Raw genomic sequence first — 24,316 nt, 5'->3', positions numbered from 1 at the left:
ATCTGGCAAAAACGGCCCCTCTCGAAATGTGAGCCGATTGTGCCAAAGCCGGATGAATACAGGGTTAAATGCCCAGATCGTAGACCATCTGAATATTCGCGACATAACCGTCAAAGATGCTGCTCAGGGCATCATAATGCTGCACCGCCGCATCCTCGACATCGCGCGCAGGCGTCTCGTGAAGGTAGGTTGCGACGCGGTCGAGGACGACCGGATCGACACCATTGGCGTCTGCGCCGCCATCCGAAACGGGCTCAATGTCAGGCGAGCTGACGGCGGATGCGGGGACTGCCGGTTCGGAGTCGCCATAGATCAGATTGCCGCCATCACCGCCGTAAATCAGGTCAGAGCCGTCACCGCCAAAGATCGTGTCGGCGCCGTCGCCGCCATCGATCGTGTCATTGCCGCCAAGGCCGCTAAGTATATCATTGCCGCCAAAGCCATTGATCTCATTGTCATTCTCGTCGCCGGTGATGGTGTTGTCATCCTCGTCACCATCGAACTCGCCGCCGATGGCCGGGACGGAGGAGAGGGCGGCAACGGCATCAACAAATCCTGCGCCATAGGCGTCAGGGCCGATCGCCCGGCCTGAGCTGTCGAGCGACATCGAGAGCGCCGTGTCCTCAAGGATCGTCTCGATCTCAGAGGGCGTGAGGTTCGGGTTCAGCTCCAGCATCAACGCAACGAGGGCAGCCGCATGAGGGGCTGCCGCGGAGGTGCCAAAGAAATTCGGCAGGCTGTCGGGGTCAGCAGAAGAGTCAGAACCAAAGAATGTGGTGTTCCCGCCGTCTGGCGCGACGAAATCGACGCCGTCACGCTCATCGGCGGATGCCAGCCGGTTTCCGTTCTCATCAAAATAGATGTCGAAACCTGCATGCGAGGAGAAACCGTTGAGACGCGCCTCGGAGAGCGGGTTGAAGCCGAAATCCGTCCGCTCAGGGGTGTTGAACCATGCAGCAGCGCCGACGGCGAGTGCGCCTGCGGCGTTCGAATGCCCAAAGACGGTCGGCCCGTCGAATTGCGGGGCATCGGCCATGCCGCCGCCAAGCGTCGAGATGATCTCTGGGTCAAATAGCTCCCGGAGTGAGCCGCCAGCCGAGCTGAAGAAGACACCGGCAAGAAGGTTCGTGGGCGCATTATCCGGTGCGTCAAACTGGGTGATATAAATCCGATAGGTTCTGGTGGAACCAGAATCATTCACCGCATCGACGATTTCGACAGGATCACTGTTGATATTGTTGGCAAAGCCAATGCCTTCCGGGGCCAGAACTTCTGTGCCCGATCCATCAATATAAGTAACGAATATGTCGTAGTCTGCAGTCGAGCCTGCACCCCCGGCGGAGGCGTAGGCCTCATCGAACTGGAAGGAGATGGTGAAGTCTTCTCCGTCATCGAGGGTCAGCTCGACATAGAGCGAGGTGACATCTGGATCTGAGTTCCAGTCATGCAGATTGCCAAGGTCCGTAAAGCCTGTCCCGGTAACCAGTGCGGCGATCTGATCGCCATCAACCCCTGAATTCCGATAAGTGTCAAAGAAGCCGTCATCGCCATTGTTGCCCGCAGAGGAGAGATAGACAGCGCCATCAGCGACAACCTGATCAACAGCTTGCGCGATAATGCCGTCCTGGAAGATCGGTTCGGCGAAATAAATGATGTCATCTACGATGACGTCCGCACCCGCCACATTGCGCAAAGCAAGGATACCATTGGCAAAATTGGCGCGGCCGCCGCCTGCCGTGTGGAAGGCAAGGTCTGCGCCCGGCGCCACATCGTGAATGATCTGCAGCATGGCGCGGCCTTCGTCGCCATCGGTCGAGAAGGGCGCGCCGTCCTGCAAGACCTGAACACCATTGGAAGGCAGATCGCCAGAGGCGATGTCCTGCGCCACGGTCGTGTCCGTTGCGACGCCATCTTCGTTTTCTTCAGCCCCATAACTGTCAGACAGCACACCGATTTTCACGCCTGTACCGTCGACGCCGAACTGGGCGCGGGCCTCGTCAGATTTCTGTGAGACATCGCCTTGCGAGGTCGTGAGCCCGGCGGAAGACTGATAGCCGATCGGGGTTGCTGATAGGAATGATCCGTGGCCTGAAACAAGGGCAGGCAGCTCCAGCACGGCGGCGGGATCGATGAAGCCGGAGAGGAAAGTGCGCAGCGTGCCTGCGGACGTCGTAAAGCTGATGATCGACAGTCCCGGCTCGCCCTTGTCATCGCGCCAGTCGATGCCCGAAGCATCAAGCATGTCAGCGAGTTCTTCTGCAGTCACATCGGCAAAGACGGCTTCCATCAGGACCTTGCCGTCTTTCATCGTCATTGAGCGCATTTTGCTGAGGGGGGCCGAGCCGTATTCGGTATCAAAACTGGCAGTTGCGACGCCGTCATTTGCTGGAGCTGACGCCGTCTCGGCGGCGAAAATGAGCGAACTGCTGATGCCGGCCGGTGACGATTTCATGGATGAACCCCTTTGAACTGACGTGGGCCTTGTCGTCCATGCAGGCCCTTCGCAATGGGGCGGACTTTAGCGTCAGGGGCAGAATTGTACACACGAGAATCGGGGCTTGCTGCCTGCAATCCTGACTTTCCTCAGATGCCTAAAGATAGCCTTCGCTCATCAGATCCTTGATGTGAACGAGGCCGACGGGCTTGCCGTCTTCCTCGACGATAATCTGGGATATCTGCCGGTTCTCGAGGGTCTGGATAGCAATGCCGATCCGCTCATCCGGGGCAACGGTAACCGGGGTTGGGTTCATCATCTGCCGGGCCGTGACGGACTGCACATTCTCATGCCCCATGACCGCGCGACGAATATCGCCATCGGTGACAACACCTTTGAGGGCACCGGACTCATCAATCACTGAGACCGCGCCATAGCGTCCCTCGGAAACGGCCTTCAGCACATCGGCAAAGATTGCTTCTTCGGTGATCACCGGATTGGGGCTCTCTTTGCGCAGGGCGAGATACTCGCCGATCAACTGAAGCTGCATGCCGAGCGAGCCGCCCGGATGACGCGCCCCGAAATCCTCCCGCGTAAAGTTCCGCCTCGCCATCGCTGCAACAGCAAGGGCATCGCCCAGCGCCAGCGTCATGGTTGTTGAGCTCGTCGGGGCGAGCTGGTTGGGGCAGGCTTCACCGGTTTTGGGCAGGAGGAGCGTAACCGTCGCCTGGCTTGCAAGGAAGCTGCGCGACTTTGCGGTAATCGCGATGACCGGAACGTCTTCTCGCTTGGCATAGATCAGGAGATCGCGCAGCTCGCGGGTCTCGCCAGAATTGGAGATGGCGAGGACGGAGGAGCCTTTTGTGATCATCCCCAGATCGCCATGGCTGGCTTCGGTTGGGTGGACGAAAAAGGATGGCGTCCCGGTGGAGGCGAGGGTGGCAGCAATCTTGCGGCCGATATGGCCCGACTTGCCGACCCCGGCGACGATGAGGAAACCTTTCGTCCCCATCAGGATATCGACCGCCTGCGTCATGCTTTCGCTGATTGTTTCGCGCAGGGCGACGAGCGCTGCCGCCTCGGTTTCAATCACCTGGCGGGCGACTTCGATATCAGTTTTGCCGTCTTCGGATTTGCCGGCCATCAGCCACCTCTTGAGATCAGGGCCGCTGCGCTACTCTGGGTCCCGATCGCTTTCAAGGCTGATACCGCTACCATCTTGGGTAGAGCACCATGTTTCTATGCTCTCATCGGTTGTGCACAGTCTTTCCAGCATCATATCCGCCGCAAGCAGCTCATCGGAGGGTTTGAAGCGCTGGAGATAATTATAGGCGGCAACCTCATAGACCGTAATGTCGCCGCGGATCGCCTTGTCTGCATTGGTTGTCGCAACGAGGTATTTCTCCTCGATCAGACGCTTGATGCCGTCGGCCAGCCATTCCTTGCAAGCTGGCGCCGAATACTTTCCGTACCACAGATCATAGAGGTAGTTCTCCTGCTCATAGGCGCGCTGCTCGGATCGGAACAGGAATTCACCCTCGGCGACATTTCGGTTCCATTCTTCGGTTCCGAGCACGGTCTGTGAGACCTTGGTCGCTTCTTCCCGGCTCGGCATGCAGCCTTCTGGCAGGCGGTCCTGGGCGACGACATCGTAGAAATTGTCCGTCCACTCATTATCACGCCCGAAGGCAGGATTGCCGCGGAACCTCACGGAAGAATAAACGAGCGCCGCACGGAACGGATCAACGCCTGACTTTCGCATCTCGGCATAAAGAAGCGCATCGACTTCCCGCCGCGTCAGCCCGCCTATCGAGTAGAGATAATCGTGAACGACCGAAGCTTCGGAATGCTTGCCGAAGGGGCTGACGAACCATCCCGCATAGACCGGGATCGACGCAAAATCGGTGACGTAGCGCTGCGAGACCGTCAGCGAGATCTCGTGAACCTCGCCATCTTCTTCCCAGACGTAATTAAAGTACCACGGCTTCGCGACGACAGCCTCGCGCCTGTAAAGCTGACGCTGGGTGTCACGAATGATGCGGATCTGCAGGTCTTCCTCTCGATAGGGATCGTCGAGATAAGGCGCGCTGGCAAAGGCCGGCAGGCTCAGATGTGTATAGATCATGCAGCCGCCAAGAATGACAGCGCCCAGCAGAATGTTGATCCCTGTGAACCACCCTAGGATCTTCGTCATGGAGGAACCCCTCGTTCCCACTATACCCCAGCGGCGAAGTTTAACCGTTCTTTTGGTCAAGAGCAAAAGGCAGTTGAAAGTGAGGGGCTTGGGTTGGTGAGGGGGGCAGCGCTCAAGCAGGCGAGGCCGGTAGCGCGCAAAGAAATTCTGGCGGAGACGATGGGATTCGAACCCACGAGACGGGACAAACCGCCTACTCCCTTAGCAGGGGAGCGCCTTCGACCACTCGGCCACGTCTCCGTCGCCGTGTAAGCCAGCATTTTTGCAGCCATGCAAGGGGCGAAAATCCAGAAGCGAAATTTGTGCGTTTCTGGCGCTGTCCGAGCCGCGCTTATTCCATCTCGATGACGAGCTTGCCGGTGGCCTGCCGGGTTTCGAGTTTGACCAGCGCTTCGGAGGCATTCTCCAGCCGGAAGGTCTCGGTGATGCGCGGGGAGATCTGGCCTTCTGCCGCCATAGTGACCAGCGCCTCCATGTTCTTGCGGTGACGCGCAGGCTCGGCCTGCATCATCCCGCCAAAGAAGACGCCGACGATATCCGCGCCTTTGAGGAGCGGCAGGTTGAGCGGTAATGAGGGGATCCCCGCGGGGAAGCCGACGACGAGGAATCGTCCACCCCAGGCAATCGAGCGGAAGGCGGGTTCGGCATAATCGCCGCCGACCGCATCATAGATGACGTCCGCGCCCTTACCGCCGCAGGCGGACTTGAAGGCCGCCGACAGCTCTTTCTTTGCGCCCTTGTCGAGCGCGCCGGTCGGATAGATCACCGTCTCATCGGCGCCGAGCTCACGGGCGAAGGCGGCTTTTTCTTCCGATGATACCGCCGCGACGACTTTCGCGCCCATCGCCTTGCCAAGCTCGATTGCGGCAGAGCCAACTCCGCCGGCCGCCCCAAGAACGAGCAGCGTCTCACCGGATTTGAGCGTGCCGCGATCCTGCAGCGCGTGAAAGCTCGTCCCATAGGTCATGACCATGCCGGCAGCTTTCGCGGCAGGCAGATCGCCGATCTTGTAGAGGGCCGGGGCGGGGACAACGGCTCGGGTCGCAAAGGCGCCGGAAATGCCGATCAGGCCCGCGACACGGTCACCGACTTTCAGGCCCTCAACCCCGTCGCCGACGGCTTCGATCGTGCCGGCGGCTTCATTACCGGGAATAAACGGACGGGGCGGTTTGAATTGATAGAGGTCGCGGATGATCAGCGTGTCGGGGAAATTCACCCCTGCTGCTTCGATCTTCAGCGCGACATGACCGGGGCCGGGCGCGGCATCTTCAAGCTCCCGAATTTCAAGGGTTTCCGGGCCTCCGGCGGTGACGGACATCAGGGCTTTCACGGCATTCCTCCCGGGCTTGATCTGGTGGATTGCCGCTTAAGCCAGCGCCGCACTGGCGGGCAATGGCGAATGCTGACATTGACTAGATTGGCGAAGAGCAGGGGATATCTTGCATGAGTTTAGCCGTTGAAAGTGCAGCACAACTCACCAACATTAACCTCTGTGCGCTAAGATCGCGTCACAATTCCCGAAATCCGGCCCGGACGCTCGCGTGATGAGGCCTGCCGGATGACTGCCTGATTGGAGTTTCCATGTCGCAAGAACCGCGAAGCTTTCCTGTTCTCCCTTTAAGGGACATCGTCGTCTTCCCGCATATGGTTGTGCCGCTATTCGTCGGTCGCGAAAAATCCGTACGCGCGCTCGAAGTCGTGATGGAGAATGACCGGGAAATCCTGCTCGCTGCGCAAAAAGACGCCGGTGATGATGATCCGCGTCCAGACGATATCTACAAGGTCGGCGTTCTCGCCAAGGTGTTGCAGCTCCTCAAACTGCCCGACGGCACGGTCAAAGTGCTGGTCGAGGGCGGGGAGCGTGCCGAGATCGTCGATTATTCGGACAATGAGTCCTATTTCGAGGCCGATGCAGTCGTCCTTGACGAGACCTTCGGTGATGATGCCGAGGTCGAAGCGCTCGTTCGTTCCGTGAACACCCAGTTTGAGTCTTACGTGAAGCTCAACAAGCGGGTCAGCCCGGAGGTCATCGTCTCAATCGGCCAGATCGACGAGCCGTCAAAGCTGGCTGACACTGTGGCTTCGCATCTCAACCTGAAGATTGCCGAGAAGCAGGAGCTTCTTGAAATCGCGAATGTCGCCTCGCGGCTTGAAGCCGTTTACGGCTTCATGGAAGGCGAGATGAGCGTCCTTCAGGTCGAGAAAAAGATCCGTGGGCGTGTCAAACGTCAGATGGAGAAAACCCAGCGCGAATATTACCTGAATGAGCAGATGAAGGCCATTCAGAAGGAACTCGGTGAGGGCGATGACGGCAAGGACGAGCTGTCTGAGATCGAAGAGAAGATCGAAAAGACCAAGCTGTCAAAAGAAGCCCGGACAAAGGCCGAGGCGGAGCTCAAAAAGCTACGCCAGATGTCGCCGATGTCAGCTGAATCAACCGTTGTGCGGAACTATCTCGACTGGCTGACCGCGATCCCGTGGAACACGCGCTCCAAGATCAAAATTGATCTTGGCAAGGCCGAAAACCAGCTCGACGAAGACCATTACGGTCTTGAGAAAGTCAAGGAACGGATCATCGAATATCTTGCGGTCCAGAAACGCACCAACAAGCTTAAAGGCCCGATCCTGTGCCTTGTCGGCCCGCCGGGTGTGGGTAAGACCTCGCTCGGCAAATCGGTGGCGAAAGCGGTCAGCCGCGAATTCGTCCGTGTGTCGCTTGGCGGCGTGCGGGACGAAGCGGAGATCCGTGGCCACAGGCGGACCTATATCGGCTCCATGCCGGGCAAGATCATCCAGTCGATGAAGAAGGTGAAGAAATCAAATCCGCTCTTTCTGCTCGATGAGATCGACAAGATGGGGCATGATTTCCGTGGTGATCCGGCCTCGGCGCTGCTTGAGGTGCTGGATCCGGCGCAGAATGATACGTTCTCGGATCACTATCTCGAAGTCGATTATGATCTTTCGGACGTGATGTTCATCACGACCGCGAACTCGCTCAACATGCCGCAACCCCTGCTTGACCGGATGGAGATCATCCGCATTCCGGGATATACGGAAGATGAGAAAGTCGAGATTGCACGGCGCCACCTTATTTCCAAACAGCTTGAAAATCACGGGCTGACGGAGAAGGAATTCGAGCTCTCTGATGACGGCCTGCGCAACCTGATCCGGCTTTACACCCGTGAGGCAGGCGTGCGGAACCTTGAGCGGGAGCTGGCGAACCTTGCCCGGAAATCCGTGCGCAAGCTTGAGCAGGACGACGACCTTAAGAAGGTGACGGTGGAAGCGGACAATCTGGCCGACTTCTCCGGTGTGCCGCGCTATCGCTATGGCGAGATCGAGGGTGATGACATAATCGGTGTCGTGACGGGCCTTGCCTGGACCGAAACCGGCGGTGAAATCCTCAAGATCGAGGCGGTCACGATGCCGGGTAAAGGCAGGATGACACCGACCGGCAACCTCAAAGACGTGATGAAGGAAAGTGTCTCGGCCGCAGCGTCATACGTGCGCAGCCGGGCGATCGAATTCGGCATCAAGCCGCCGCTGTTTGACCGCAAGGACATCCACATCCACGTGCCCGAAGGCGCGACCCCGAAAGACGGCCCTTCAGCGGGCGTTGCGATGGCGACCGCCATCGTCTCGGCGCTGACCGGTATTCCGATCCGCAAGGATATCGCCATGACTGGCGAGATCTCCTTGCGCGGACGGGTTCTGGCGATCGGTGGTCTGAAAGAAAAGCTGCTTGCAGCACTCCGGGCCGGGACGAAAACCGTCCTGATCCCGCAGGAGAATGAGAAAGACCTCGCGGATATCCCCGACAATGTGAAGGATCATCTCGAGATCATTCCGGTCGATCATGTCGATGACGTCCTCAAACACGCGCTGACTGGCCCGCTGACTCCCATTGAATGGGATGAAGAGGCCGAGGAGCTGGCCGCAAAGGCTCGCGCCGCACAGGATAGCGGCGATGGCGGACCGTCCGTCATCACGCATTAAGCGGATAAAGACTGAATGAAAGAAGGCCGTCCCTCGGGGCGGCCTTTTCTTATCGAGCATAGATAAAAATGCGGCCAATTTATTTCAGCCGGTTTTAACAGTGATATGGTGAAACAGCTCCTGTGATCAGATCTACATTGGGGGCCAAGATGCAGACATCAGTTTCACAACCGATTGAAAATTCGGTGGGGGTAAATTCCGCTACTGACAATGACACGCGCGACGTTGATTTCCGCCTGTTCCGGAAAGTTGATTCAGATGAAGTCGACTTTCCCGCGGGGACGGAAATCATGACGCCGGGCGAGACCAGCCGGACGATGTATATCATCAAATCCGGCGTGGTTGCAGTGCAGGTCAATGGCAAAACAGTCGACGAATTCGGCGAAGGCAAGATCTTCGGCGAAATGGGGATCGTCGATCCCAAGCCGCATACGGCCAGCGTCATCGCCAAGACGGATGTCGTAGCCTATGCCGTCAGCGAACAGCAGTTCCTGCAGATGATCAGTACAGCGCCAACCTTCGCGCTGCGTGTCATGCGCGTACTGGCCCGCCGCGCTCGGGCAATGAACACCCGGATGTCCGGCAATAGCTGAGCCACCCCGAACGATCAGAATAAATTAAGGTGCATTACGCGTAAGCGAATGCACCTTTTTTGATGTTCGGGCAAACTTACGACCGGCGGGCAAAGACATTTCCGAGAACGGATAATAAGAGCCCGAGGGTCACAAATCCTGAGAGCACATTGCCGATCATCACCACCGCGCCAAGATCGGTGACCGGGGTGGCAAGATCAGTGACCCCCAGCGTGCAGAACCCCATCACCGCGACGAAGAGCGGGAAGAAAGCGATCTTGTCCTGACCGACCTCGCTGAGGATCACATGATCCGGCGAGAGGATCATATAAAGGAAGGAGAAGAGTATGATCATGCCGCCCGCGAAAAAGACGACTACGTCCCATCGCCTCCCGAAGGAGAAGAGCCCCCAGATGCGATAAGCAATCACTCGGCCATAGGTTGAGCCCATAAAGCTGGCAAAAATAACCGCTCCCAAAACAATGCTGATGAAAATGCCAAAGGTACTTAAATCGAAGGCGGAGAAATCACCACGAAGCAGGGCGCTGAACATCGGGATCGCCCCCTTGGTCAGCTGGAGCGCTGCTGGCAGGCTTAGGAGCATCCCGGCAATCGGGGGCAGGGGGCGGGTAAAGCCGTCGAGGATCGCTTTTGCGCGCGAGCCCTTATGCGCGAAGGCGGCCATGACCTGCGCTTCCATCTGGTCGAGATAGTCCTGGTCCATGACTTCGCGCCGGAAGGTCGCATTGCCGTGACAAGCCTCGGCCCGGATGCCGCGGCATTTCCCTGAGAGACCCCGGACGGTATATTCAACGCTGGTGACATCCGTGTCCGTCATATTGGCCCGGCGCAAATTTGCGCCCTCAATCCGCGCACCGACGAGGGAGGCGGAGGTGAGGTCGGCGGCCAGGAAATCTGCTTCGCGTAGGTCGGCGCCACTGAGCTCCGCACTTTGCAGCTTCGCGCGGCGAAGATCTGCGCGTTCAAGGTGCGCGTTCTCGAGATTAGCGCCTGTGAGATCGGCCAATTGCAGGTCGATACCGGTCAGCTCGGCGCTGTCGAGGCTGGCGCCGGAGAGGTTCGCGCGGGACAGGCTGACTTTCTGGCGGCGTTTGTCCCACAGGGCAGAGGCGGCAAAGCTCGGGTCGGTGAAATCCACGCCGCGCAGATCGGGTATCTCATCGGGTTTATCTGCCCGCCATTTATTCCACGCTTCGATGCCGCCTTCGAGGATCGACAGATGACTTGGGTTCTCAAAATCGTCGTCATCATCGTCGAGCAGCATGTCGGCAGGCCTTATTCCGCTTCAGCGCGGCTATATTCGCCGATGAACCAGACACCCCATTCTTCCGTCTGGGGATTATATTGATGGAATGTCTGGGTGACGGTGCCATCTTCATTCGGGGTCCATTTGCCCCGGAAGGGGAAGGTTGCCACCGGGTCCTGCCGATAGGCAATGGTGCCTTGAAGCGCCATGGAACCGTCCTCATTCAGCCCGCCTGCATAATTGATGGTGATCCCGCCGCTGACCCAGACCTGGCGCCAGCTCTCCGTCTCAAGATCGTAAAAATTATAGCTCTGGCCGGTCACGCCGCCCGTATTGGTCCAGCGCTCGACCAAGAGGCAGCCATTCTCTTCCTCGGTGATGACATTGCGCCCGGCGAGCTGGCCATTCGTGCCGTGCACGTCCCATGTGCCGACCCAGAAGTCGAAGTCGTCATAGGGCGCCCCTTTACATGGGGGCGGGGCCTGCTGGAGGCTGAGGCTTAGAAGCGCGGCGGCGATGAAAGGCATGGTGCTGGTCTCCTCGAAATGGCGAGGCGGGCCGTCCCGCCTGACAACTCTATGACACCAGCTCCCTTGGGGCCCTCATACTCAACGCCGGGCCGCAATCCTTCCCGGCTGGTCGAGAAGGAGGCGATAGGCAAGATACTCAGGCTCCGCATCAATCAGGCCGTCGGCAATGAACGGTGCTTCGGAGAGATGCGCGAGCGCGACACCGGCGTGATAGGCGCCCGACAGGGCGGCCCCGACGCGGCGGGAGGTATCGAATTTGGTGACGATCACGCGGCGCACGCCGATATCGGCAAAGGCGCGGACCCAGTCCATATGCTCATTCACATCGCCGGAGGCGGGGATGACGAGGATCGGCTCGGCACCGAGAACTTCGCGGAAGGCCCGGACGGCGGCGACATCGGCGCTCGCATAGGGACTGACGCCGGGCGTGTCGAAAATGATCTGCTCACGCGGCCGCTCATTGCGGAGGATTTCCGCGACATGCTCGGGGTCCTCAATCGGCCAGAAGCGGGTGTCGAGGGCCTCGGCATAAGTTGTCATCTGCTCGATGGCACCGGCCCGGCCGACATCGGCGCTCATGAAGATGGCGCGGCCGCCCATCCCGGCGGCGCGGGCGGCAAGTTTCGCCGCGCTCGAAGTTTTGCCCGCGCCCGTCTGGCCGACAAGCATGATCGGCTGGTCAGGGGAGGGCTGGGTCGGCGCAAATTTCAGGGTCCGCTCAAGCCCGAAGGCGAGCATCTGGGTCTCATCCGACGTGCCCGCATGATGGGCTTCCTCGGCGAGGGCGGCGATCAGCGGCGGGGTCAGGCCTTGCGGGCTGAGCACGCTATGCAGGCGTTGATGCAGCGGATCGGAGAATTCGGCATTGCGGTCGAGCTTGCGCGAAAAGTCGCCGCGCAGATTAGTCATCGCATTGCGGCCAGCCGAGCTTTCCGCGCGCCCTGCCATGTCGCGTTCATCGCCGAAGTTGGGGTGTTCATTGCGCACATCGTGCCCGCCGCCCAGCGATGGGGCTTCTGGCGCTGTGCGCTCACGGGTCTGGCCAAACAGGCCGCCGCCCGAGCCGCCTTCGCCTTTGAACAGCGGTTTGCCCTTCTGGATGCCGCGCAATTCCACCGTGCCATCGGAATGACGCCGGGTGGCGAGTATGACAGCGTCGTCTCCAAGGGCTTGGCGCATGGCGCGCTTTGCGTCTTCGACCGTACTGGCGGTGAAGGTCTGATAGCTCATGGGGCTCCAAATAACCGATCGGGTGTAGCTAGAGACACTAGCCTCTAGCGCTCGCGCCTGAAAGGGCAAGCATCTCGTTTCGCGGTATGCAACCAAGAAAAAATGCCCCTCACAGGGCTGTGAAGGGCATTAAATCTTGTAAGGCGTTGATCTGGCTAGCGGTATTGCTGAACCCGCGTCGCGCGCAGGCCCTGAATGCCGTGCTGATCAATTGCCCGTTCCCAGGAAGCATATTCCTCGGCAGTGAGGTTATAGCGATCGCAGGCGCTATCGAGGCTCAGAAGACCTCCACGCACAGCGGCCACTACCTCGGCCTTGCGTCGAATCACCCACCGCTTCGTCGAAGGCGGCGGAAGATCCTTGATCGTGAGGGCCGTCCCATCAGGCCCGATCACAAAAGGGTCACCCTTACGGACGACCGGCTGATTTACAGAAGCCCCAACCATTCCCAAAACACAACTCCTTGGCAAAAATAATTCACGTGCCGTACAGGAGAGTTATAGTTCACTCGTCTGAAAAAACGCCTAAGGGTAGTGGTAAATATTCGCTGAATATTCTGTCCCGTTTCGGGATTTATTTTCAGAATGGGTCAGTTTTGCTCTGAGTGCCGATAAAATTCGCTAAAAGCGTATCTTTGAGGGACAGGCACACAGCAATACGGTTGACGGGCGCGCTTCTGGTGCGCAAGGCGCGGCTCTCTTAATTCATGGAGGCAAAGAATGTCCGTCTATCGTACCCATAATTGCGGCGAGCTGCGCAAAAGCGACGTCGGCTCGACCGTGACCCTGTCGGGCTGGGTGCACAGAAAGCGCGACCATGGCGGGCTGCTCTTTATCGACCTGCGGGACCATTACGGGCTGACCCAGCTTGTCGTCGAACCCGAGGCGCCTTTCTTTGCCGATGTCGAAGCTGTGCGTGCCGAGAGCGTGATCCGCGTCGAGGGCGAAGTGATCGCCCGAGATGCCGAGGTCATCAATCCGAACCTGCCGACAGGTGAGGTCGAGATCCGGCTTTCGTCTTTCGAGGTGATGAGCGCCGCAGGCGACCTGCCGCTGCCGGTCTTTGGCGAGCCGGATTATCCTGAGGATATCCGCATGCGCTATCGCTATCTCGACCTGCGTCGGGACGGGATGCATGCGAACATGATCCTGCGCTCGAAAGTGATCTCCCAGCTGCGCCGAGGCATGGAAGGGGTGAAGTTCACCGAATACCAGACCCCGATCCTGACGGCGTCATCACCGGAAGGCGCACGGGACTTCCTCGTCCCCTCGCGGCTTCACCCGGGCAAGTTCTTCGCCCTGCCGCAGGCGCCGCAGATCTTCAAACAGCTCATCATGGTCTCGGGCTTTGACCGCTATTTCCAGATCGCGCCCTGTTTCCGGGACGAAGATGCCCGGGCCGACCGCTCGGCGGGTGAGTTCTATCAGCTCGACCTCGAGATGAGTTTCGTCGTCCAGCAGGATGTCTTTGATGCAACCGCACCGGTCATCCATGACGCTTTCGCTGCCTATGCTGGCGATCGCAAAGTCGACGCATGGGCCGACTGGCAGCAAATTCCGTATGCGGAGTCGATGCTGAAATACGGCAATGACAAGCCGGACCTGCGCGTCTCCGAGAAACTCAACATGCAGGTCGTGACCGAGCACTTCAAAGACTCGGGCTTCAAGATCTTCGCGCAGATCGCCGAAGACCCTGAAAAGCAGATCCGCGCCATTCCGGCTCCGGCTGGCGGCTCACGTGCCTTCTGTGACCGGATGAATTCATGGGCCCAGAAAGAGGGCCTGCCGGGCATGGGCTATATCATGTTCGATGATGCTGACGGCAAAGGCCCGCTCGCCAAGAATATCGGGCCGGAGCGCACCCATGCGATCCGCGAACAGCTCGGTCTGGGCGAGGGTGATGCCGCCTTCTTCGTTGCGGGTAAGGTCGAGGAATTCGAAGCCGTCGCCGGCAAGGCGCGGGTCGAAATCGCCCGTGCCCTGACCGAACAAGGTAAGACGCTCGCCGATGGCAGCCCGCTTTTCGAAGAGGGCCGGTTTGCCTTTGCGTGGATTGTCGACTTCCCGATGTATGAATGGGATGACGAGCACAAAAAGGTCGAGTTCGGCCACAACCCGTTCTCCATGCCGCAAGGGGGCCTCGAAGCCCTTGAAGCGGCGAAGACCGATGCCGAGCAACTGGCGCTTAAAGCGAACCAGTATGACCTGGTCTGTAACGGCTATGAGCTGGGGTCAGGTGCCATCCGGAACCACCGCCCGGACATCATGTATAAAGCCTTCGAGGTCGCTGGTTATGGTGCGGATGTCGTTGAGGACAAATTCGGCGGTATGCTGAATGCCTTCAAATATGGCGCACCGCCCCACGGCGGGGCTGCCTTCGGTGTCGACCGGATCGTCATGCTGCTGGCTGGTGAAGAGAATATCCGTGAAGTCACGATGTTCCCGCTGACCCAGAATGCCGAAGACCTGCTCCTCGGCGCCCCGGCAGAGGCAAGCCCAGAACAGCTGAAAGACATCCACATCAAGGTGTCGATGCCGATCACGGAGAAAAAGGGCTGACGTCAGGCCTTTTCACTCCCGAAATTTGGACAATAGATCATGCCGGCGGGGTCTCTCGTCGGCATTTTTCATCAGTACGCTGGTAAAAAGACTAAATCAGAACGCAAGCTGGCCCGAAGGGTCACTTGTCGAGGGACAGCCGCGCAAGATCATCCTGAACTGAAGCGATCAGTTCTTCCTCAGGTGACCGGGGCCGCTCACCATGCGTACCGAGGACGGACAGGCGCCAAAGTTCGAGCTTGGCGCGAAGATCATCGAGCTCATGGCAATCGGTGGCGATGGCATCGGCGATGATCCATTTGTTGGAAAGCTGAAGGCCGCGGATCTTCCGCTGGAGGGCAACATCCTCGGAAGCGCCACCCTGACGTAACGTCTCGGCCAACTCGAGCAGGTTCCGCTCATATTCGCGAACCATACCGGAAATCGAATTTGCCGCGTAACTCCGCTCCTCTGCCGTGTTTGTCACTCCATCTCTCCATCAAAACTGGCAATGTGGGAAATGGCATGCTTGCAGGCAGCATGTAATGGCGATTATGCGTTTCACGCAAATACGTGACAAAAGCGGAGCGGGGAGCAGACACAAGAACGAAGGGACCGGGATGAGTCTGCACTATAAAGTCGTGGCGGAGACATTGATCGACGCGAGCGCCGAACGGGTCTGGGCGATCCTGACGGATTTTGCCGGATATGATGACTGGAACCCGATGCTGACCGAGATGTCGGGCAAGCCGGAAGTCGGATCCGATCTGCGCTTTATCGTAACGGACGCGAAGGGAAGTCGCCGCCGAATGGGCGGGAAGGTCCATGAAGTCATTCCGGGCCGAAGGCTCGAATGGCGCGGCGGTAATCCGGTGACCTTTATCGGCCATCATTTCTTCGAGCTGCATCCGGTGGGGGAGACGACCCGCTTCATCCATGGGGAAGTCTATTTCGGGCTCGGGCCGCTCTTTCTACGGCCCGTCCTCAATGCGCGGGCGGCACCCTTATATCCTGCCCTCAATGAAGCGTTGAAGGCGCGTGCCGAAGCACAGGAGTGAGGCACGGATCTGTCAGTTGGCGGAAGGCAGGCTGACGCTTCGCAATTCCATCACTTCTGTTTCGGAAAAGCTTCGGCCGAAGGCGGAGCCTTCAATGCCGGTTTGTGTTCTCGCCTGATACATGCGTCCGTTGGCGGCAGGTGAGCAGCTGATATCGACATCAAGCTTTGTCACCTTGGCGACCATGGCTGGCTTGAAGGGCTTGTCGAGACGAATCCTCAGCGCGGCGACACGCCAAGAAACATCATCTGTGCGCGTAATATCGACTTCTCCATGAGATGCATCCGCGAAGGCCTTGTCGGCCTTATCGCCCCCTTCCTCGATGGCCATTGGGAAGCGGTAGGAAATGGAATGCTCATCCCGCGAGATTTCCGCAACATCCCCGCCGATCAGCTCTTCGGCAGTATCACACCAGATATCGCCATCCGTGTCCGCCTCAAATTCTGCAAGTTGTTTCTCAAGCCCCTTGGGCCAGTCTTCGCGCCTGGGGGAGAGGACAGTGATGCGCTGTCCTTCAGGCTGTGCGGGATCAACCTTCGCTGTGACGTTGAGCTCGCTCGTTTCATATGCCGCAACATAGACAGGCAGAGGGGCGTCTTCGGGGCTTTCCAACGCTTCGGAAAGTTCTGCCGGCAGGGGCGCGGAGATAGTGAGGAGGGAGAGGGCGAAAATCATGCTTGGCATCCATCAGACTTGGAGGGGACCATAAGGTGATGAGCTTCGACTGCCAGTGGAATATTGGTCATGCGCGGAATTTCGCTAAGGACGCAGAGAAGGCCGAAACAGGAGTGAGCGATGACAGTGACGACAAAGCTGGTGGAGTATGATCTGGGCGGTGCGCCTTATGACGGGTTTGTGGCCTGGGATGATGAACAATCGGGGCCGCGACCGGCCGTCATGATCTGCCATGCCTGGGGCGGACGCAAAGAGCATGAGGAGATTGCCGCAAAGCGGATCGCCGAGCTGGGCTATGTCGGCTTTTCGGCGGATGTCTTCGGCAAGGGTCGCCGCGGCAATACGACAGAAGAGTGCCAGGCCCTGATCACGCCACTGCTCGAGGAACGCGATGAACTCCGTACCCGCCTTCTGGCCGCGCTCGGTCAGATGAAGGCGCTCGACGAGGTCGATGTCGATCGGACCGCCGTTTCTGGCTATTGCTTCGGTGGGCTCTGCGCCCTCGATATGGGGCGGATCAATGCGCCGGTCCTCGGGGTGACGGCGTTTCACTCGCTCTTCGGGACGACGAATGAAGAGGGCGATGACATCAAGCCTAAGGTCATCGCGTTTCAGGGCTATGAGGATCCGATGGCGGGCACTGACGATCAACGGGCGTTCACGGATGAAATGACGGCGCGCAAAGCGGATTGGCAGCTCCACCTTTATGGCGGAGTCAAACACGCCTTCACCAATCAGGATGCGAACAATCCTGATCTGGGGCTCAAATACGACATGACGGCGGAAGCACGCTCATGGGCGGCGTTCGAGAACTTCCTCGCTGAGCTTTTTGACTGAGCGAATGGGGGAGGAGCTTTTGGGGCTCCTCCCGCCTCGTTCTTATTTTGCGAGGGCACGGACCTTATCAAGGTCGTGACCCGGCATCTCTTCAGCATCCCCTTTGAGGAACGTGTCCATCCAGCGCATCAGCCGGAGGGAATAGTCATATTGCGCGGCGGCCCGGCGGTTGCCGTGGCCTTCACCGGGATAGGTGACAAGCCGTACCGGTGCCTGACCGACCCGCTTGAGGTAGCGGAAGAGCTCAAGCGATTGCGAGGGGTGGACGCGCGGGTCCGCTTCGCCATGCAGGATCAGCGTCGGCGTCTTGCTGTTTGCGGCATGATAGACCGGGCTCTGCTCAAGATAGGTCTGCCAGTTTCCTTCCGGGTACATCTGGAAATGGCTGTCCGACATTTCCTCGGGGATATCCGTCGTCCCCGAGAAGGAGATGAGGTCGGTCAGCGCCACAAAGACGACGGCCGCCGCAAAATGCTCGGACAGGGCTGTTGCGCCCCAGGCGGATGCATAACCACCATAAGAGCCGCCGGTGATCCCGACCTTATCCTTGTTGATGGTCCCTGCTTCGGCAAGCGCCTCAATGCCGTCGACGATGTCGTTGAATTCGGCGGCAGGCGGATCAAGATGGTCGAGCTTGGCAAAGTCCACCCCGCGGCCGGTTGAGCCGCGATAGTTCGGGTAAAAGACTGCATAGCCTGACGTTGCGCCAAAATGGCCGGGCGTTGAATAGCCGGTGACCCAGCCATTCGAATAATGCGCTTCCGGCCCGCCATGAACGACGGTGATCATCGGCCAGCCTCTTGAGGGCTTGCGGCCTTTCGGTGTGATCAGGAGGCCTTCGACCTCGATGCCGTCGCGCGCGGTCCAGGTGACGACTTCCTGATTGCCGAGGGTCTTGTCTGCAAGCCAGTCATTATGGCTCGTCCATTTGCTCAAATCCCCGCCTTGCGAGACATAGAGCGCACGCGGACGGTCCGGCGCATCCGCTGCAATCGCGTAGCTACCGCCAGCGGCGGAAATGCTGCGTGCAACATAGCCCTCATGGACGGCATCACCGCTGCTCTGTCCACTGAGGGACATGCGAGCGTATTCGCTGCTCGTCCCGCGATGGGTAAGGAGGTGCAGGCTGCCATTATCCGCCCACGCAAAATCGACCTGATCGGCCAGATCCTTGGTCAGGAATGTGAACTCACCATTCCGTGCATTGGCGACGGCAAGTGTATGGGCGATCGGATCCTGACGGTCGACGCCGGCAAGAAAGGCGATGCGCCGTCCGTCCGGGGAGAATTCGGCCTTGCCGATCTTGCCCTTGGTATCGATGACGCTTTGCACGTCGCCATCATCGCCGTCGATGATGTGGTATGTCCGGTTGATGATGTCATCGCCGACCAGCGGGGTGGGGGCGAGGGCAACCACGACGCGATCACCATCCGCAGACGCATCAAATGAAGAGACCTGACCTTCAAGATCAAACGAGGTCGTCTCACCGGCGGTGGCGTCATAGCGGTAAAGCCGGGTGAAGCTGTAATCCTCATCGATGATGTTGGCGTCAAAGCCCATGTTCTCGAGCTGTTTGTCCTTGGGGTCGCTTGCATCGCGGGCGGAGAAGAAGATCACCTTGCCGTCATCAGCGAGATCGTAAGAGCGGATGCTCTCATCAAAGGAGAAGAGCTTTTGCGGCGCGCCGCCGGTGATATCGAGCGTGAAGAGAGCGGTCTTGCCGTCATCGCTCGCAAGATAAGTCAGGGTCGTCTCATCCTTCCAGCCAAGGCTGTAAGCGCCGACATCTGCCGAGAGATAGATCCGCGACTGACCGGCGGCTGTGGCGATAAGGACTTCTGATGAAGAGCTGCCATTGTCCTCGCCATTTAGGATGTCGGGCATTCTCGACAGGGTATAGGCGACATGGCTGCCATCCGGCGACATGGTGACGGAGCCGACATGGCGGACCTTGAACATGTCCTCCGGGGTCAGCGGGGTTTCCGCTGCGGCATGGGCTGTGAGCATGGTGCCAGCCATCATGGCCAGAGCAAGGGTGGTACGACGCATGAAAATGTCCTCCCAGACAAACTTGCCTTGTCGTAACCCGGCTGGGGCCGCCCGTGAAGCTTTGCACTGCGCGGGGTGCTTGCGGGCCGGTCGCTGCCACCGGCACAGTGATCATGCCGCGTATGAGGGAACTGCAGATGGCAGGTATTGAATTCTACACAAACCCGATGTCCCGGTCCCAGATCATCCGATGGATGCTGGAGGAGGTCGGTGAGCCCTATGAGGAGCACATCCTGACCTATGGGCCGGAGATGAAGTCTGATGCCTATCTGGCGATCAATCCGATGGGGAAAGTCCCTGCCATCCGGCACGACGGGAAGGTCGTCACCGAATGCGCGGCGATCTGTGCCTATCTGGCCGAAGCCTTCCCTGAAAAAGGGCTGGCGCCAAAGCCGGAGGAGCGCGCCGATTATTATCGCTGGATGTTCTTTGCGGCGGGCCCGGTCGAGCAAGCCATTACCGCCAACTCCATGGGATGGGTGCCTGAAGGGCCGCAAAAGGAAGGCACAGTCGGCTTTGGCAGTTACGAGCGGACGGTCAACGCTTTCGAGACGGCGTTCGATGGCAAGGATTTCGCTGCGGGCGACCGATTCACCGCCGCCGATGTCTATGTCGGCAGCCAGATCATCTGGGGCTTGCAGTTCGGCACCCTGCCGAAAAAGCCCGGCTTTGAGGCTTATGCCGCCCGGCTGACGGACCGGCCCGCCTATCTGAAGGCCAAGGCGCGGGACGGAGAGCTCATCGCGGCCATGCAGGCGGCAGAGGCAAATTGACCCAAAGCTAACTCTCCTGCCGGACCCCCTTCGCAAGCGGGCCAGTTTGCGCTTAACCGCTGCGCAAACACCGCTCGTTCGAGAAAGGAACTTCCCATGAAAGCACCCGTCACCGTGACCGTCACCGGCGCCGCCGGCCAGATCGGCTATGCCCTTCTTTTCCGCATCGCCAGCGGTGACATGCTGGGCAAGGACCAGCCGGTGAATCTCAACCTGCTTGAGATCACCCCGGCCCTGGGCGCACTCGAAGGCGTCTGCATGGAGCTGAATGACTGCGCTTTCCCGCTGCTCAATGCGATCAACCCGACCGATGACGCGAACAAGGCGTTTGACGGCTGCGATTATGGCCTCCTGGTCGGCGCGATGCCGCGCAAAGAGGGGATGGAACGCAAAGACCTTCTGTCCGCCAATGGCGGCATTTTCGGCCCGCAGGGCAAGGCGCTGAACGCCGGCGCCAGCCGCGACGTCAAAGTCCTCGTGGTCGGCAACCCGGCCAACACCAATGCCCTGATCGCCTCAGCCAATGCGCCGGACCTCGACCCTTCCTGCTTCAACGCAATGATGCGCCTCGACCATAACCGGGCGATGTCGCAACTGGCTGAGAAAACCGGCACGGCGACGACCGACGTCAACCACGTCGTCGTCTGGGGCAACCACTCCTCGACCCAGTTCCCGGACCTTTATCAAGCGACTGTCGGCGGGTCAGCTGCGCTCTCCAAGGTCGATGAAAATTGGTACAAGGAAGACTTCATTCCGACCGTGCAGCAGCGCGGCGCGGCGATCATCAAGGCGCGCGGCGCTTCGTCGGCGGCATCCGCGGCGTCTGCCGCCATCGACCATATGCGCAACTGGGCGCTCGGCACCGCTGACGGCGAGTGGGTCTCGATGGGCGTGCCGGCGGACGGCTCCTACGGCATCGAGCCGGGCATCATGTTCGGCTATCCCTGCACCTGCTCGGGCGGCAAATATGAGATCGTTCAGGGCATTGAGCTGAACGACTACGCGAAAGCGAAACTCGCGGCCACGGAGAAAGAACTCCGTGAAGAGCGCGACGCGGTTGCAGAGCTGCTTGGGTAAAAAGCCTAGTATTTCAAAAGAAAAGCGGCGCTGCAGCGCCGCTTTTTTATTTCAGCTTCCACGCGGACACCGTGCTGGGGTCCCAGTTGGGCACGATGATCAAGTCACCGAAGACCGAGAGATCATTCTGCTTGATGCCTTCCTCGCGCGTATTCAGCAGCGAAGTGACATCACCTTCATTGCTGACGAAATAGATCTCGCCGCGCCAGGCCTAGACAAGATAACCGCCGGGCACGATGCCAATACCGTCCGCATCCACCATGCCTGAGGCGATCTTCGTCCAGTTCTTGTCCTTGTCGACTTCCAGCAGGCTGCCGGTCGACATTGTGGACACGAGCAGGCGGTCGCCATCGCCGAGCAGGCCATTGATCCCGCCGAGGCGATCTTCGTCCTGCGCCCAGATTTTAAAGCCTTGATCCGTCAACGTATAAATGCTTGCGCCCTGCGAATCCGAGACCAGTACATGGCCATGCCAGACGGTCATGTCGTTCAGGAATTTGGCGCCGGGCGCGGGGAGGGGCGGAAGGGCTTCCCTGGTCTTGATGTCATAACGACGGACAATCGTGATGTCGGCGACGTAAAGAATACCGTCATGCACGACCATGCCCTTGGGCGCATCAAGGCCCTCGGCCCATTTTTCGGTGAGTAATGCACCATCTGCGGACATGACAGAAATCCAGCCCTCACCATCCGCCTCGGCAGCCCACCCTGCGACATTCGAGATGAAATAGGAGCCATCAGGTGCTGCCGCGACGCCTTCGGGATTTGTGAATCCATCCGTCAGCCATTGGCGTTCCAGCACAGGCTGTTCGGCGAATGCTGGCGCGGTGGCGAGACCAATTGCCGTGAAACATAAAGCAGAAGAGATCAGTCTACGCATGGTATGGTCCTCTAAATCGAAGTTCAGTCGATCCGACGCATCATCGAGCTTTGATTGCCGCTGCCGCCTGCATCCGCCGTGATCTTCACCGCCGTACCAAAGGCGAGGATCTCAGCGGCGCCTTGCGTGATCAGCGAGGTCGTAAACCGCATGCCGATGACGGCATCCGCGCCCTGGCTCTCGGCGTGTTTGATCATGCGGTCCATCGCCTGCTCGCGCGCTTCGGCCATCAGCTTGGTGTATTCGGTGACTTCGCCGCCGACGAGATTGCGGAGCCCGGCAATGATGTCATTGCCGACATGCTTTGCACGGATGACATTGCCGCGGGCAAGGCCAAGCGATTCCGTTACCCGATAGCCGGGCAGGTGTTCGGTGGTGACGACGAGCATACTCATTCCTTCACATTGTCCACGTAATGACGGTCTTCCTTGTCGCCGGCGCGCTGCATCAGGACGCCGATCAGAAGCAGGCCCATGAAGCCGAGGACGACAAGGCCGATAATGCCGTAAGGGAAGGCTGCGATCATGCCGATGATCATCAGCGTCAGATAGACGGCGAAGGCGATGATCACCCCCACCAATGCGAGATTGCCGAGTGACATGTCGATCTCCCTTTTGTTCGATAAACGATAAAACAAAAGGCGCCGAAATGCAAAAGCCGACTTAGAGCTTCTGGTTGAACTCGCCAATTTCGGGATAGCCGGCCATGACTTTCTCGATCGCGTGGAACATGGCGTTGCGGTTCTCCTCGGAGACCGGGCTTTCGACCACGACGACAAGCTCGGGCTTGTTGGAGGAGGCGCGGACAAGGCCCCACGTGCCGTCCTCGACAGTGATGCGCACGCCATTGACGGTGTTCACATCACGGACTTTCTGGCCGATCAGTTCGGTCTTGCCTTCAAGCTGTTTCACGATCCGGTCAACGACGCCGTATTTCTTGTCGTCATCGCAATGCGGCGACATGGTCGGCGACTGATAGGTCGTCGGCAGCGCGCGGCGCAGATCCGCCATCGACTTGTCCGGATTGCGGTCGAGCATTTTGAGGATCGCCACAGCGGCGACGAGGCCATCATCATAGCCCCGTCCATAGGGCTCACGGAAAAAGAAGTGCCCGGACTTCTCAAACCCTGCGAGGGCATCAAGATCAGTCGTGTGCCGCTTGATATATGAGTGGCCGGTCTTCCAGTAATGCGTGGTCGCCCCATTCTCGATCAGGACCGGGTCGGTCATGAAAAGGCCGGTCGATTTGACATCGACGACGAAGGTTGCCTTCTCGTGCTGGCTGGAGAGGTCGCGGGCCAGCATGACGCCGATCTTGTCGGCAAAGATCTCAACGCCCTCATTATCGACAACGCCGCAGCGGTCACCATCACCATCAAAGCCGAGCGCGACATCGGCGCCATGTTCCTTGACCGCCGCTTCCATCTCATGAAGCATTTTCATGTCTTCAGGGTTCGGATTATATTTCGGGAAAGTGTGATCGAGCTCCGCATCCATCGGGATGACCTCAACTCCCATGCGGGAGAGGGCCTCGGGCGCATAGGCGCCGGCCGTGCCATTGCCGCAAGCCGCGATGACTTTCAGTGGGCGAGAGATTTTCACATCCTTGACGATGTCGGCGATGTAACGCTCGCGCATCCCCTCAACCCATTTATACCCGCCGCCCTCGCGCGCTTTATACTGACCATTCAGGACAATATCCTTGAGGCGGCCCATCTCGTCCGGGCCGAAGGTCAGGGGGGCATCAACGCCCATCTTCACGCCAGTCCAGCCATTCTCGTTGTGGCTCGCGGTGACCATGGCGACGCAAGGCACGTCGAGATCAAACTGCGCGAAATAGGCCACCGGCGAGAGGGCAAGGCCGATATCATGGACCGTAATCCCGGCGCCCATCAGCCCGACGGTCAGGGCCTGCTTGATCGAGGTCGAATAGCCGCGGAAGTCATGGCCGACGACAATCTCCGGGCGTTTACCCAGCTCATGGATCAGCGTGCCGAGCCCGGCGCCAAGGGCCTGAATGCCGAGGAGGTTGATTTCTTTTTCGAAAACCCAGCGCGCATCATATTCGCGAAAGCCCGTCGGTTTGACCTTTGGTGTGATCTCATAAGCGAGCGTGTTGGCGGCAAGATCGGCAACAGGGGTCGGCAGCATGGGTTATCCTCTCATGTCGGTCAGGATGCCATGGCAGCGAAGTGCCGCGCGGGCAAG

The 24,316-nt window shown here is 59.1% G+C and carries 22 protein-coding genes and 1 tRNA gene; 7 read left to right on the top strand and 16 right to left on the bottom strand.

Annotation, left to right across the window (positions count from 1 at the left end; all coding sequences use genetic code 11):
- Nucleotides 1-64 precede the first annotated feature (64 nt).
- The 5 genes from DX908_RS16265 to DX908_RS04670 all read right to left on the bottom strand — a co-directional run bounded on the left by DX908_RS16265 (nt 65) and on the right by DX908_RS04670 (nt 5,958).
- Nucleotides 65-2,452 carry a S8 family serine peptidase gene (locus DX908_RS16265; protein WP_158548506.1) on the bottom strand — a complete coding sequence of 796 codons (2,388 nt, stop codon included), beginning with the start codon at nt 2,450-2,452 and terminating at the stop codon, nt 65-67.
- 139 nt (nt 2,453-2,591) lie between these two features.
- Entirely contained in the window at nt 2,592-3,578 is a 987-nt protein-coding gene (locus DX908_RS04685) for a KpsF/GutQ family sugar-phosphate isomerase (protein ID WP_116391269.1), read from the bottom strand.
- A 30-nt stretch (nt 3,579-3,608) separates the two neighbouring features.
- Complete coding sequence (locus DX908_RS04680; RefSeq protein WP_116391268.1) at nt 3,609-4,628, bottom strand: DUF1353 domain-containing protein; 1,020 nt, start codon at nt 4,626-4,628, stop codon at nt 3,609-3,611.
- Nucleotides 4,629-4,776: 148 nt separating this feature from the next.
- Nucleotides 4,777-4,868, bottom strand: a tRNA-Ser gene (locus DX908_RS04675).
- A gap of 91 nt (nt 4,869-4,959) precedes the next feature.
- A complete protein-coding gene (locus DX908_RS04670; RefSeq protein ID WP_116391267.1) occupies nt 4,960-5,958 on the bottom strand; it encodes an NADPH:quinone oxidoreductase family protein in 999 nt (332 codons plus the stop codon).
- Between the two features lie 251 nt (nt 5,959-6,209).
- Here DX908_RS04670 and lon point away from each other — a divergent pair, with 251 nt between their 5' ends.
- Nucleotides 6,210-8,624, top strand: coding sequence for an endopeptidase La (lon, locus tag DX908_RS04665; protein ID WP_116391266.1), 2,415 nt, complete (start codon nt 6,210-6,212; stop codon nt 8,622-8,624).
- 149 nt (nt 8,625-8,773) lie between these two features.
- Nucleotides 8,774-9,217: a Crp/Fnr family transcriptional regulator gene (locus DX908_RS04660; protein WP_116391265.1), complete on the top strand. Its 444-nt coding sequence runs from the start codon at nt 8,774-8,776 to the stop codon at nt 9,215-9,217.
- A 76-nt stretch (nt 9,218-9,293) separates the two neighbouring features.
- On the opposite strand, the gene DX908_RS04655 is transcribed toward DX908_RS04660, so the two are convergent.
- The 4 genes from DX908_RS04655 to sciP all read right to left on the bottom strand — a co-directional run bounded on the left by DX908_RS04655 (nt 9,294) and on the right by sciP (nt 12,669).
- Nucleotides 9,294-10,481 carry a pentapeptide repeat-containing protein gene (locus tag DX908_RS04655; RefSeq protein ID WP_116391264.1) on the bottom strand — a complete coding sequence of 396 codons (1,188 nt, stop codon included), beginning with the start codon at nt 10,479-10,481 and terminating at the stop codon, nt 9,294-9,296.
- A gap of 11 nt (nt 10,482-10,492) precedes the next feature.
- Nucleotides 10,493-10,990 carry a hypothetical protein gene (locus DX908_RS04650; protein ID WP_116391263.1) on the bottom strand — a complete coding sequence of 166 codons (498 nt, stop codon included), beginning with the start codon at nt 10,988-10,990 and terminating at the stop codon, nt 10,493-10,495.
- 81 nt (nt 10,991-11,071) lie between these two features.
- Nucleotides 11,072-12,223 (bottom strand): flagellar biosynthesis protein FlhF, encoded by a 1,152-nt coding sequence (locus DX908_RS04645; RefSeq protein WP_116391262.1) that lies wholly within the window; start codon nt 12,221-12,223, stop codon nt 11,072-11,074.
- Nucleotides 12,224-12,378: 155 nt separating this feature from the next.
- Nucleotides 12,379-12,669: a CtrA inhibitor SciP gene (sciP, locus tag DX908_RS04640; protein ID WP_116391261.1), complete on the bottom strand. Its 291-nt coding sequence runs from the start codon at nt 12,667-12,669 to the stop codon at nt 12,379-12,381.
- A 273-nt stretch (nt 12,670-12,942) separates the two neighbouring features.
- Here sciP and aspS point away from each other — a divergent pair, with 273 nt between their 5' ends.
- Nucleotides 12,943-14,781: an aspartate--tRNA ligase gene (gene aspS / locus DX908_RS04635; RefSeq protein ID WP_116391260.1), complete on the top strand. Its 1,839-nt coding sequence runs from the start codon at nt 12,943-12,945 to the stop codon at nt 14,779-14,781.
- A gap of 121 nt (nt 14,782-14,902) precedes the next feature.
- Here the strand turns inward: aspS and DX908_RS04630 are convergent, their stop codons facing one another.
- Nucleotides 14,903-15,247 (bottom strand): hypothetical protein, encoded by a 345-nt coding sequence (locus DX908_RS04630; RefSeq protein WP_147303729.1) that lies wholly within the window; start codon nt 15,245-15,247, stop codon nt 14,903-14,905.
- A gap of 133 nt (nt 15,248-15,380) precedes the next feature.
- On the opposite strand from DX908_RS04630, the gene DX908_RS04625 reads away from it, so the two are divergent.
- Nucleotides 15,381-15,818, top strand: coding sequence for an SRPBCC domain-containing protein (locus tag DX908_RS04625; RefSeq protein ID WP_158548503.1), 438 nt, complete (start codon nt 15,381-15,383; stop codon nt 15,816-15,818).
- A gap of 12 nt (nt 15,819-15,830) precedes the next feature.
- On the opposite strand, the gene DX908_RS04620 is transcribed toward DX908_RS04625, so the two are convergent.
- Entirely contained in the window at nt 15,831-16,493 is a 663-nt protein-coding gene (locus DX908_RS04620) for a hypothetical protein (RefSeq protein ID WP_116391257.1), read from the bottom strand.
- 120 nt (nt 16,494-16,613) lie between these two features.
- Between DX908_RS04620 and DX908_RS04615 the strand changes: the two genes are divergently transcribed.
- Complete coding sequence (locus tag DX908_RS04615; RefSeq protein WP_116391256.1) at nt 16,614-17,330, top strand: dienelactone hydrolase family protein; 717 nt, start codon at nt 16,614-16,616, stop codon at nt 17,328-17,330.
- Between the two features lie 42 nt (nt 17,331-17,372).
- Here DX908_RS04615 and DX908_RS04610 read toward each other — a convergent pair whose 3' ends face one another.
- A complete protein-coding gene (locus tag DX908_RS04610; protein WP_116391255.1) occupies nt 17,373-19,379 on the bottom strand; it encodes a S9 family peptidase in 2,007 nt (668 codons plus the stop codon).
- Nucleotides 19,380-19,516: 137 nt separating this feature from the next.
- Here DX908_RS04610 and DX908_RS04605 point away from each other — a divergent pair, with 137 nt between their 5' ends.
- On the top strand, nt 19,517-20,152 hold the full coding sequence (locus tag DX908_RS04605) for a glutathione S-transferase family protein (protein WP_116391254.1): 636 nt from the start codon (nt 19,517-19,519) through the stop codon (nt 20,150-20,152).
- Nucleotides 20,153-20,248: 96 nt separating this feature from the next.
- Nucleotides 20,249-21,229 carry a malate dehydrogenase gene (locus DX908_RS04600; protein ID WP_116391253.1) on the top strand — a complete coding sequence of 327 codons (981 nt, stop codon included), beginning with the start codon at nt 20,249-20,251 and terminating at the stop codon, nt 21,227-21,229.
- A gap of 211 nt (nt 21,230-21,440) precedes the next feature.
- On the opposite strand, the gene DX908_RS04595 is transcribed toward DX908_RS04600, so the two are convergent.
- From DX908_RS04595 to DX908_RS04580, 4 genes are all read right to left on the bottom strand, one after another.
- Nucleotides 21,441-22,109: an SMP-30/gluconolactonase/LRE family protein gene (locus tag DX908_RS04595; protein ID WP_116391252.1), complete on the bottom strand. Its 669-nt coding sequence runs from the start codon at nt 22,107-22,109 to the stop codon at nt 21,441-21,443.
- Nucleotides 22,110-22,132: 23 nt separating this feature from the next.
- Nucleotides 22,133-22,498, bottom strand: coding sequence for a YbjQ family protein (locus DX908_RS04590; RefSeq protein ID WP_116391251.1), 366 nt, complete (start codon nt 22,496-22,498; stop codon nt 22,133-22,135).
- Between the two features lie 2 nt (nt 22,499-22,500).
- On the bottom strand, nt 22,501-22,710 hold the full coding sequence (locus DX908_RS04585) for a hypothetical protein (protein WP_116391250.1): 210 nt from the start codon (nt 22,708-22,710) through the stop codon (nt 22,501-22,503).
- Nucleotides 22,711-22,771: 61 nt separating this feature from the next.
- The gene (locus DX908_RS04580) at nt 22,772-24,259 is read right to left on the bottom strand and encodes a phosphomannomutase/phosphoglucomutase (protein ID WP_116391249.1); all 1,488 of its coding nucleotides are present in this window, start codon (nt 24,257-24,259) and stop codon (nt 22,772-22,774) included.
- Nucleotides 24,260-24,316 lie beyond the last annotated feature (57 nt).

This window comes from Parvularcula marina (assembly GCF_003399445.1).
Classification (GTDB): domain Bacteria; phylum Pseudomonadota; class Alphaproteobacteria; order Caulobacterales; family Parvularculaceae; genus Parvularcula; species Parvularcula marina.
This window is presented reverse-complemented; position numbering and strand designations above follow the sequence as displayed.

Bases quoted from the DNA above. Each gene is read 5' to 3' on its own strand.
- DX908_RS04585 (WP_116391250.1), bottom strand. From the start codon at position 22,710: ATGTCACTCGGCAATCTCGCATTGGTGGGGGTGATCATCGCCTTCGCC.
- lon (WP_116391266.1), top strand. From the start codon at position 6,210: ATGTCGCAAGAACCGCGAAGCTTTCCTGTTCTCCCTTTAAGGGACATC.
- DX908_RS16265 (WP_158548506.1), bottom strand. From the start codon at position 2,452: ATGAAATCGTCACCGGCCGGCATCAGCAGTTCGCTCATTTTCGCCGCC.
- DX908_RS04590 (WP_116391251.1), bottom strand. From the start codon at position 22,498: ATGCTCGTCGTCACCACCGAACACCTGCCCGGCTATCGGGTAACGGAA.
- DX908_RS04680 (WP_116391268.1), bottom strand. From the start codon at position 4,628: ATGACGAAGATCCTAGGGTGGTTCACAGGGATCAACATTCTGCTGGGC.
- DX908_RS04595 (WP_116391252.1), bottom strand. From the start codon at position 22,109: ATGCGTAGACTGATCTCTTCTGCTTTATGTTTCACGGCAATTGGTCTC.
- DX908_RS04645 (WP_116391262.1), bottom strand. From the start codon at position 12,223: ATGAGCTATCAGACCTTCACCGCCAGTACGGTCGAAGACGCAAAGCGC.
- DX908_RS04660 (WP_116391265.1), top strand. From the start codon at position 8,774: ATGCAGACATCAGTTTCACAACCGATTGAAAATTCGGTGGGGGTAAAT.
- DX908_RS04685 (WP_116391269.1), bottom strand. From the start codon at position 3,578: ATGGCCGGCAAATCCGAAGACGGCAAAACTGATATCGAAGTCGCCCGC.
- DX908_RS04610 (WP_116391255.1), bottom strand. From the start codon at position 19,379: ATGCGTCGTACCACCCTTGCTCTGGCCATGATGGCTGGCACCATGCTC.
- DX908_RS04620 (WP_116391257.1), bottom strand. From the start codon at position 16,493: ATGATTTTCGCCCTCTCCCTCCTCACTATCTCCGCGCCCCTGCCGGCA.
- aspS (WP_116391260.1), top strand. From the start codon at position 12,943: ATGTCCGTCTATCGTACCCATAATTGCGGCGAGCTGCGCAAAAGCGAC.
- DX908_RS04650 (WP_116391263.1), bottom strand. From the start codon at position 10,990: ATGCCTTTCATCGCCGCCGCGCTTCTAAGCCTCAGCCTCCAGCAGGCC.
- DX908_RS04580 (WP_116391249.1), bottom strand. From the start codon at position 24,259: ATGCTGCCGACCCCTGTTGCCGATCTTGCCGCCAACACGCTCGCTTAT.
- DX908_RS04625 (WP_158548503.1), top strand. From the start codon at position 15,381: ATGAGTCTGCACTATAAAGTCGTGGCGGAGACATTGATCGACGCGAGC.
- DX908_RS04600 (WP_116391253.1), top strand. From the start codon at position 20,249: ATGAAAGCACCCGTCACCGTGACCGTCACCGGCGCCGCCGGCCAGATC.
- DX908_RS04655 (WP_116391264.1), bottom strand. From the start codon at position 10,481: ATGCTGCTCGACGATGATGACGACGATTTTGAGAACCCAAGTCATCTG.
- DX908_RS04605 (WP_116391254.1), top strand. From the start codon at position 19,517: ATGGCAGGTATTGAATTCTACACAAACCCGATGTCCCGGTCCCAGATC.
- sciP (WP_116391261.1), bottom strand. From the start codon at position 12,669: ATGGTTGGGGCTTCTGTAAATCAGCCGGTCGTCCGTAAGGGTGACCCT.
- DX908_RS04615 (WP_116391256.1), top strand. From the start codon at position 16,614: ATGACAGTGACGACAAAGCTGGTGGAGTATGATCTGGGCGGTGCGCCT.